The organism is Aeromonas sp. S12(2024) (assembly GCF_041402305.1).
GTDB lineage: Bacteria > Pseudomonadota > Gammaproteobacteria > Enterobacterales > Aeromonadaceae > Aeromonas > Aeromonas veronii.
Map to the genome: position 1 here is coordinate 1 of NZ_JBGLRB010000043.1, position 1,062 is coordinate 1,062.

Consider the following 1,062-nt stretch of genomic DNA (forward strand, 5'->3'; position numbering starts at 1 on the left):
GGCGTTGTTTCCCAAATCAGCTAAAAAGTCATGACTTCCCCAGCCCCAGGTGACCGTTACACTCGGGGCTTTCTGACTGGCAGACCAAGCCTGTTCAGTTTGTTTATCGCACTCACATACGCCATCACTTCCCCTACCTGACCGTTGTATGTTCGCAGACTGATTTTGCCCATCATTAACTGCTTGAACCGATACATCGCCGTCTCTGCCAGCGAGCGACGGTGATACCCCGATATCTTCTTCCAGTGCGCCAGCCCTTCCTTGCGCATCACCAGCACGGCCTCATTTCTTGGATGCCCCTTTTTCCATAGCCCAGCGTTCTTGCGGGGCGGGATACAGGCTGTCGCCCCTTTGCGCGAGATAAGCTGATGGCTGGCGTTGCTGTCATAAGCGCCATCCGCATAAACATGTCCCAGCTTACGCCGCAGAGGGTTGAGTAAGGTGGGCAACACCTCGGCGTCATGGACATTTTCCAACGACACTTCCGCCGCCACGATATCGTGGGTCACAGGGTCTACCGCCAGATGCAACTTGCGCCACACTCGCCGTTTCTCAGCGCCGTGTTTTCTGACCTTCCACTCGCCTTCACCAAATACCTTCAGGCCGGTTGAGTCGATAACCAGGTCGGTGATACGTCTCTTGGCGGGTTGTCGATAGGCCACAGCTACCGTACGGGCCCGCTTGCTTACGCAGCTATAGTCCGGTGCGCACAGCGGCACATTCATCAACACGAACAGGGAGTCGAGTAGCCCCTGAGTTGCTCTCAGGGTGAGGCTGAAAATCCCCTTGAGTATCAGGAAGGTACAAATGGTCTGGTCGGTGTAGAGCTGGCTGCGGCCCCGCCGCCCATGATGGGCGTGGTGAAACCAGTTGTTCATGGCCTCGGTATCAACCCAGAAGGTGAGTGAACCACGGTTAATCAAAGACTTGTTGTATTGAGGCCAGTTGGTGATGGGATGAAGCGATATGCCCATGATGCAGACTTGAAGAGGATGGTGGTGATCAGATCACCAAGTCCTCAGTTAGTTCCATTCAAGCGGCATCGATTTGGGAAACAACGCC

1 protein-coding gene is annotated in these 1,062 nt (G+C 54.9%); it reads right to left on the reverse strand.

Features of this window, described 5'->3' with window-relative positions; all coding sequences use genetic code 11:
• Window positions 1-56 precede the first annotated feature (56 nt).
• Window positions 57-974: an IS5 family transposase gene (locus ACB035_RS20440; RefSeq protein ID WP_371168031.1), complete on the reverse strand. Its 918-nt coding sequence runs from the start codon at window positions 972-974 to the stop codon at window positions 57-59.
• Window positions 975-1,062 lie beyond the last annotated feature (88 nt).